Below are 8,231 nucleotides of genomic sequence, written 5' to 3' on the forward strand. Positions count from 1 at the left end.
GGTCTTCCGCACCCCACATGAGGGCCACCACGTTTGGTTCGGCGGCGATGGCGGCGGCGTTGATGACGCCGACGGCCGTCTCGCAGAGGGCGACGACGCTGTAGCCCTCCAGTTCCTTCAGCTGTGCGGCGTTCTCGGCCTTGGCCAGCATGATGTGCCGGTAGGGCGTGTGCTTGAGGCAGTGCATGTCCTTTTCGAACTCGTCCGTGCCGGCCGGGTTGACCCGGATGATGGTGCGGCTCGGATCCAGTTCCGGAACGTCGCCGGCGGCGCCGAGCTGGGCGAGGATGGCGCCGCGGGCCCGCTGTTTGTCGGCGGGGGCGACGGCGTCCTCGAGGTCCACGATCACGGTGTCGGCGCGCTCGGCGGCTTTTTGGTACCGCTCGGGGCGGTCGGCGGGGYAGAACAGCAGGGCGGGACCMATCAGGAAACTCATGTCTCTATTGTCCCCTTTTGCGCCGCTTCCAGCTCGGCAGCGGCGTGGGCCTCGCGTGTCCACATCAGGCAGCTGCGGGCGGCGAGGGCCACCACGTCGCCGTGCTGGTTGCGCCCGGTGTGCTGCATGGTCACGATGCCCTGGCCGGGGCGGGACGCGGAAAGCCTTTTCGCGGTGACGACCGTCTCCGTGTACAGGGTGTCCCCGTGGTAGAGCGGGCGGGGAAAGGACACGTCCGTCAGGCCGAGCTGGGCGATAATGGTGCCCTGGGTCAGCTGGGGCACGGACTGGCCCACGACGGTGGCCAGGGTGAACATCGAATTCATGAGCCGCTGGCCGAACGGCTGCCCGGCGCTCCAGGCCGCGTCGAGGTGCAGGGCCTGGGTGTTCATCGTCATGGTGGTGAAGAGGACGTTATCCGTCTCGGTGACGGTCCGGCCGGGCCGGTGTGCGTAGACCACGCCCTCTTCCAGCTCATCGAAATAGAGGCCGCGCTGTTCAATCACGCGGGGGCTGCCGGTGCCGGCGCCAGCGTCTGGTGGAGTCRTGCCGGTGTCACTCATACGGTCAGTTCCTGGTCTTCCTCGAAGAGTTCGGCTCCGGTGGCCGCCACGACGTCCTCCACGGTCACGTTCGGCGCCAGTTCGCGCAGCACCAGCCGGGACTGCCCGCCGTCGGTCACGACGTCGATCACGGCGAGGTCGGTGATGATCCGGTCCACGCAGCCTTTGCCGGTCAGCGGCAGCGTGCAGGCGTCMACGATTTTCGGCTTGCCGTTGCGGTCCACGTGATCCATCATCACGATCACCTTTTTGGCACCGAAGACGAGGTCCATGGCGCCGCCCATGCCTTTGACCATTTTCCCGGGGATCATCCAGTTGGCGAGGTCGCCGTTCGCGGCGACTTCCATGGCACCGAGCACGGCGACGTCGACGTGGCCGCCCCGGATCATCCCGAAGGAGGCGGCGGAATCGAAGAACGCGGCGCCCTTGTTGACCGTGACGGTTTCCTTGCCGGCGTTGATCAGGTCCGGATCGACCTGCTCGTCCGCCGGGTACGGCCCGACTCCGAGGATGCCGTTCTCGGAGTGCAGCACCACCTCGACCCCGGCCGGGATGTAGTTCGGGATCAGGGTCGGCATCCCGATGCCGAGGTTGACGTACTGCCCGTTGTGCAGTTCCTGCGCCACCMGGGCGGCCAGTTCATTGCGGGTCCAGCCCTTGCTCTCAATACCGGCAGGATGTTTGAGGGCTGCGGGCCGGTATTCGTGGCGGACGGCTTCGGGACGGGGCGGGGCGCCCTGGGCGTTGTTCGTTTCCACGACTATGCTCCTGCCTGCTCTGGTAACCGTTTTGTTGCGCCGGAGGTGCCGGCGGCAACTGCCACCGTCCGCTTTTCAATGCGCTTTTCGCCGTGCGGGGCCAGCACCACGCGCTGGACGAAGATTCCCGGGACATGGACGTGCTCCGGGTCCAGCTCCCCTGGTTCCACGAGTTCCTCGACCTCGGCGATCGTTATCCTCCCGGCCATCGCGCACAGCGGGTTGAAGTTCATGGCGGTCGCGTGGAAGACGAGGTTGCCGTGCMGGTCACCCTTCCAGGCGTGCACGAGTCCGAAGTCGGGGGTCAGCGATTCCTSCAGCACGTAGTCCGTGCCGTTGAAGCTGCGGACTTCCTTCGGCGCTGAGGCGATCGCGACGTTGCCCCCGGCGTCGTACTTCTGCGGCAGGCCGCCGTCGGACACCTGCGTTCCGACGCCGGCCGGCGTATAGAAGGCGGGAATGCCGGCGCCGCCGGCGCGCAGTTTTTCGRCCAGGGTTCCCTGCGGGGTGAGGACCACCTCCAGTTCGCCGGCGAGGTATTGCCGGGCGAACTCCTTGTTCTCCCCCACGTAGGAACTGGTGGTGCGCCGGATCCGGCCGTCTTTGAGCAGGATCCCGAGGCCCCAGTCGTCCACCCCGCAGTTGTTGCTGACGGTCTCCAGGTTCGTGGCGCCGCCCCGGTGCAGGGCCTCGATGAGGGCGACCGGAATGCCGCACAGCCCGAAACCGCCGACGGCGAGCKAGGCGCCGTCGTGAATGTCCGCGACGGCCTCGGCAGCGCTGGCAACAACTTTGTTGATCATCAGTGATCCTTCCCTCGACGGTTGCGGCCAGCGGGCCGGTCAGAGACCCAGTTCGCGGGCGATCAGCATCAACTGCACCTCCGTGGTGCCCTCGCCGACTTCGAGGATCTTGGAGTCGCGGTAGTGGCGTGCCACGGTGAATTCGTTGATGAAGCCATAGCCGCCGAACACCTGGGTGGCGTCCCGCGCGTTGTCCATGGCTGCCTCGCCTGCGACCATCTTAGCGATGGCCGCCTGCGTCTTGAACGGCTTGCCGGCGAGCATCCTGGCGGCCGCGTCGTAGTAGGCCAGACGGGCGGTGTGGGCCCGTGCTTCCATCCGGGCGATCTTGAACGCGATGGCCTGGTACTTGCCGATGTTCTGCCCGAACGCGCTGCGTTCCTTGGCGTATTTCACGGACTGGTCCACACAGCCCTGGGCCGCGCCCACGGCCAGCGCCGCGATCGCGATCCGGCCCTCGTCCAGGATGGACAGGAAGTTCGCGTAGCCGCGGCCCCGGGTGCCGAGCAGGTTTTCCTCAGGGACATGCACGTTGTCCAGCGTCAGCGGGTGGGTGTCCGAGGCGTTCCAGCCGACCTTGTTGTAAGCCTTCTCCGCTGTGAAACCCGGGGTGTTGGTGGGCACCAGGATGGTGGAGATTTCCTTCTTGATGCTGCCGTCCGGGCGCTCCTCCTGGCCGGTCACCGCCGTGACGGTGACGAGCTTGGTGATGTCCGTGCCGGAGTTGGTGATGAACTCCTTGTTGCCGTTGATGACCCACTCCCCGCCGCCCAGTTTGGCGGTGGTCTTGGTGCCGCCGGCGTCCGAGCCGGCCTCGGGCTCGGTCAGGCCGAAGCCGGCGAGGGCCTTTCCGGAGGCCAGCAGCGGCAGCCACTCCTGTTTCTGGGCGGCGTTGCCGAAGCGGTGGATCGGCATGGCGCCGAGCGACACCCCGGCCTCCAGGGTGATGGCGACGGACTGGTCCACGCGGCCGAGCTGTTCCAGGGCCAGGGCCAGGGCGAAGTAGTCCCCGCCCATGCCGCCGAACTCCTCGGGGAACGGCAATCCGAACAGGCCCATGTCGGCCATCTGGGAGACTACTTCGTAGGGGAAGCTGTGTTCTTCGTCGTGCTTGGCGGACACCGGGGCCACCACTTCGTCGGCGAATTCGCGCACGGTGTCGCTGAGGACCTGGTAGTCCTCGCTGAGGTCAAAACTAGCCATGGGGTGACTCCTTTGTCTGTGTTGCTGTCTAAATACTGTGGCCTGGTATTGAAGCTGTGGCGGCTATTCCGCCGCGCCCATCGCGATGACGGCTTCCTCGATGGTGTCCTCGGCTCGGKAGGATTCGGGCGGGTGGATGGTGGCGAGCACCTGGTCTGCCTTCACGAGGTCCCCGGGCCCGACGCTGATGTGGACGGTGCCGTCCAGGGGTGCCACGAGCTGGTGTTCCATCTTCATGGCCTCCACCGCGAGCAGCACCTGGCCGGCCTCCACGGTGTCGCCGTTGCTGACGGACACGGACACCACGGTCCCGGGCATCGGTGAGCGCACTGCGGGGTCTGCGGCGCCTTCCTCGCGCTCGATCGCGGCCAGCACGCGGGCCAGCCGCGCTTCGCGGGTGAGTACTTCGAGACGGCAGGACCAGCCCTCGTTGCCGAGGAAGATCTCCGTGGGCGTCGCATTGTCCCGAACGTGTCCGGACACCGGCGCGAGCGAGTAGACCAGGGCTTCGCCGCCGAGAACCAACTCTGCGTGGTCCTGGGCGGGAAAACGAAGTGATGCCGTGCGCTGCGCCCCGCCGTCGATACTCACCCTCGCCGTGCCCTGCCCCACCACGCCGGACACCTCTACCGTGGCGACACCGCCGTCGGGCGTTCCCAGGCTGATCCGCCGTGGGGCGCGGGCGCCAAGCCTCCACCCGTCACGGAGGTCCCACGGGCCTTTCCCCGCGGCTTGGGCATCATGTTCCTGCAGAGAAGCGACGTACATGGCGGCGGCAGCCACCTCGAAGTCGYCCGCATGGCGGAAGCTGAACTCCGGCATCCTGCGYTCGATCAGGCCGGTGTCGAGCCGGCCGGCGCGGACGTCGGCGTCGTTGATGAGCAGGCGCAGGTATTCGACGTTGGTGTCGATCCCCAGCGCGGTGTACCCGGCCAGCGCCTCGTCGAGGGTGTCGAGGGCAGCGGCCCGGTTTTCTCCCCACGCGATGACTTTGGAGATCATGGGGTCGTAGCTGGAGGAGATTTCTAGGCCTTCGATCAGCGCCGAATCCACCCGGACGCTGCCTGCTGAACCTGTTGAGTCAGCGGGCAGTTCGTCCAGAAGCACGACCCGCCCGCCGGAGGGCAGGAAGTTCTTTTCCGGGATTTCGGCGTAGACCCGTGCTTCGACCGAGTGGCCGGTGAGGACGACGTCGTCCTGGGTGACGGTGAGTTCCTCGCCCGCGGCGATGCGGACCTGCCATTCGACGAGGTCGATGCCGGTGACCATCTCGGTGACGGGGTGTTCGACCTGCAGCCGCGTGTTCATCTCCATGAAGAAGAACTCGTCCGGGGCGTTGTCCGAGACCAGGAACTCTACCGTGCCGGCACCGGAGTAGTTGACGCTGCGCGCGGCCTGGCAGGCGGCCTTGCCCAGACGGGCCCGGACGTCCGCCCCGTCGGGCAGGGACTCCAGCAACGGCGACGGCGCCTCCTCGATGACCTTCTGGTGCCGGCGCTGCAGCGAGCACTCACGCTCCCCCAGGTAGATCACGTTGCCGTGGTTGTCCGCGAGGACCTGGACCTCGATGTGCCGCGGGGTGGTGACGAGCCGTTCCAGGAACAGGGTGTCATCGCCGAAGGCACTGGCCGCGACCCGCCGGGCGGTGGCCAGCGTKGCTTGGAGGTCCTCGGGCCGTTCCACGATGTGCATGCCCTTGCCGCCGCCGCCGGCGGAGGGTTTGATCAGCAGCGGGAAGCCGACGCCGGCCGCGGCCCCGATCAGCTGCGCGTCGCTCATGCCCGGTTCGGCGATGCCGGGGACCACGGGGACGCCGTAGCCGGTGACGTGGTTCTTGGAGCGGATCTTGTCGCCCATGACGTTCAGGGATTCGACGCCTGGGCCGATGAACGTGATCCCGGCGTCCGCCAGGGCACGCGCGAAGTCGACGTTCTMGCTCAGGAAGCCGTAGCCCGGATGCACGGCCTCGGCGCCCGTGTCGCGGCAGGCCTGGACGATGGCCTCKATTTTCAGGTAGCTCTCGGTCGCGGCGGCCGGGCCGATCCTGACCGCGACGTCGGCCTCCCGCACGTGCCGGGCGCCGGCGTCGGCGTCGCTGTACACGGCGACCGAAMGGATTCCCAGGGCGCGCAGGGTCCGGATCACGCGGCAGGCGATCTCGCCCCGGTTGGCGACGAGCACGGTGCCGAACAGGGGTTTGAGGGCCCGGGGCTTGGGCGATGTCGAAGTACTGGTCATTGCTGGCTCACATCCGGAACAGGCCGAAGGAGGTCTCCGGCAGCGGGGTGCGGGAGACGACGTCGAGCGCCAGTCCCAGGACGGTGCGGGTGTCCGCGGGGTCGATCACGCCGTCGTCCCAGAGGCGGGCGGTGGAGTAGTAGGGGCTGCCCTGGTCCTCGTACTGCTGTTTGATCGGGGCCTTGAACGCTTCCTCGTCCGCGGCGGACCATTCCTCGCCGCGGGCCTCGTACTGGTCCCGCTTCACCGTGGCGAGCACGCTGGAGGCCTGGTTACCGCCCATCACCGAGATCCGCKACGCCGGCCACATCCACAGGAACCGCGGCGAGTACGCCCGGCCGCACATCGAATAGTTGCMGGCGCCAAAGGACCCGCCGATCACCACGGTCAGCTTCGGGACCCGGGCGGTCGCGACGGCGGTGACCATCTTCGCGCCGTTCTTGGCGATGCCGCCCTGCTCGTAGTCCTTGCCGACCATAAAGCCGGAGAGGTTCTGCAGGAAGAGCAGCGGGATGCCGCGCTGGTCACAGAGTTCGATGAAGTGGGCGCCCTTGAGCGAGGATTCGCTGAACAGCACGCCGTTGTTCGCCACGATCCCCACCGGGTGGCCGTGCAGCTTCGCGAAGCCGGTGACCAGGGTGGTGCCGTAGTTCTTCTTGAACTCGTGGAACCGGCTGCCGTCCACCAGCCGGGCGATGACCTCGCGGACGTCGTACTGGGCGTTGACGTCCGTGGGGACCGCGCCGTAGAGCTCCTCCGGGTCCGCAACAGGCTCGACGACGGTGTCGACGTCCCAGACCGGGCCGGCCGGCCGCGGCAGGGTGGAGACAATGTCGCGGACGATCTGCAGGGCATGCTCATCGTTTTCGGCCAGATGGTCGGTGACCCCGGAAATCTTCGAGTGGACGTCCCCGCCGCCGAGCTCCTCCGCCGTGACGATCTCGCCGATCGCGGCCTTCACCAGCGGCGGGCCGCCCAGGAAGATGGTGCCCTGGTTCCGGACGATCACGGTCTCATCGCTCATGGCCGGCACGTAGGCGCCCCCTGCGGTGCAGGAGCCCATCACGGAGGCGATCTGCGGGATCTTCGCCGCGGACATCTTCGCCTGGTTGAAGAAGATCCGGCCGAAGTGCTCCTTGTCCGGGAAGACCTCGTCCTGCTTGGGCAGGAACGCACCCCCCGAATCCACCAGGTAGATGCACGGCAGCCGGTTMTCGAGCGCGATTTCCTGCGCCCGGAGGTGCTTCTTCACCGTCATCGGATAATACGTGCCGCCCTTGACCGTGGCGTCGTTCGAAATGACCAGGACCTGCCGGCCGTGGACCAGGCCGATCCCGGCAATCACGCCGGCGCCCGGGGAGTCGTCGCTGTACATGCCGTTGGCCGCGAGCGGGGCAATCTCCAGGAACGGGCTACCGTCGTCCAGCAGCCGGTCGATGCGCTCCCGCGGCAGCAGCTTGCCGCGGGCCACGTGGCGCTCCCGGGACTTCACCGGACCGCCCAGCGCGGCCGTGGCGAGGCGTTCCTTCAGCTCGCGGGCCAGCCCCAGCTGGGCCTCGCGGTTCGCGGCGAAGGCGGCGCTCGTGGCATCCACCTGGCTGGCGATTGTCTCCATTGACTGCTTCCGTTCCCTGACCTGCGTGCCGGACCGGCTTCTGGAGCCGTCCGGCTATTTCGGTTAGTGCCGCATAACTGAAATTTAGGTTAGTCTCTATTAACTGTGATGTCCAACACAGGAACCATCTGCAACGAGGGGATGCGCCGGTGACCGAGCCCAGCCAGACCACCCAGACGCCGCCGGCACACGCCGCCTCCACCCCAGCCCCTTCCACACAGCGGAGCCAGGCCAAGGCGAACCGACGTCAGGCCCTCTTGTCGGCCGCCGCCACGCTGTTCGCCATCGAAGGGTTCAACCGTGTCTCCCTGGAGGACCTGGGCGCCGCGGCCGGGGTCAGCGGCCCTGCTGTCTACCGTCATTTCGCCGGCAAGCAGGCGGTCCTCGGCGCGCTGCTGCTGAGCGTCAGCCAGGACCTGCTCGACGGCGGCCGCCGCGTGGTTACCGACTCCGACGGTGCCCTGGCGGCGCTGGGCGGCCTCGTGGCATTCCATGTGGACTTTGCCCTGAGCAATCCCGACGTCATCCGGGTCCAGGACCAGGACTTCAGCAACCTTGCCGGCGAGGACCAGGACGAGGTCCGCACGCTCCAGCGCAATTACGTCGAACTCTGGG

At 67.5% G+C, this 8,231-nt stretch carries 8 protein-coding genes; 1 reads left to right on the forward strand and 7 read right to left on the reverse strand.

Annotation, left to right across the window (positions count from 1 at the left end; translation table 11 throughout):
* The 7 genes from AC1DBQ_RS19685 to AC1DBQ_RS19715 all read right to left on the reverse strand — a co-directional run.
* Positions 1 to 436, reverse strand: a 436-nt coding sequence (locus AC1DBQ_RS19685) for an aldolase/citrate lyase family protein (protein ID WP_476930112.1), incomplete at its 3' end; no start/stop codon positions are given.
* On the reverse strand, positions 433 to 999 hold the full coding sequence (locus AC1DBQ_RS19690; protein ID WP_476930113.1) for a MaoC family dehydratase: 567 nt from the start codon (positions 997 to 999) through the stop codon (positions 433 to 435). The genes AC1DBQ_RS19685 and AC1DBQ_RS19690, both read right to left, overlap by 4 nt.
* The gene (locus AC1DBQ_RS19695; RefSeq protein ID WP_476930114.1) at positions 996 to 1,757 is read right to left on the reverse strand and encodes a CoA transferase subunit B; all 762 of its coding nucleotides are present in this window, start codon (positions 1,755 to 1,757) and stop codon (positions 996 to 998) included. The genes AC1DBQ_RS19690 and AC1DBQ_RS19695 overlap by 4 nt, the downstream gene beginning before the upstream one ends.
* A gap of 2 nt (positions 1,758 to 1,759) precedes the next feature.
* A complete protein-coding gene (locus AC1DBQ_RS19700; protein ID WP_476930115.1) occupies positions 1,760 to 2,560 on the reverse strand; it encodes a CoA transferase subunit A in 801 nt (266 codons plus the stop codon).
* 39 nt (positions 2,561 to 2,599) lie between these two features.
* Positions 2,600 to 3,763 (reverse strand): acyl-CoA dehydrogenase family protein, encoded by a 1,164-nt coding sequence (locus AC1DBQ_RS19705; RefSeq protein ID WP_476930116.1) that lies wholly within the window; start codon positions 3,761 to 3,763, stop codon positions 2,600 to 2,602.
* Positions 3,764 to 3,826: 63 nt separating this feature from the next.
* Entirely contained in the window at positions 3,827 to 6,001 is a 2,175-nt protein-coding gene (locus tag AC1DBQ_RS19710) for an acetyl/propionyl/methylcrotonyl-CoA carboxylase subunit alpha (protein ID WP_476930117.1), read from the reverse strand.
* 7 nt (positions 6,002 to 6,008) lie between these two features.
* A complete protein-coding gene (locus AC1DBQ_RS19715) occupies positions 6,009 to 7,616 on the reverse strand; it encodes a carboxyl transferase domain-containing protein (protein ID WP_476930118.1) in 1,608 nt (535 codons plus the stop codon).
* 149 nt (positions 7,617 to 7,765) lie between these two features.
* Between AC1DBQ_RS19715 and AC1DBQ_RS19720 the strand changes: the two genes are divergently transcribed.
* On the forward strand, positions 7,766 to 8,231 hold a 466-nt coding region (locus AC1DBQ_RS19720), incomplete at its 3' end, for a TetR/AcrR family transcriptional regulator (protein WP_476930119.1).

The sequence above is a fragment of the Arthrobacter sp. 10T413_2 genome, assembly GCF_056394205.1.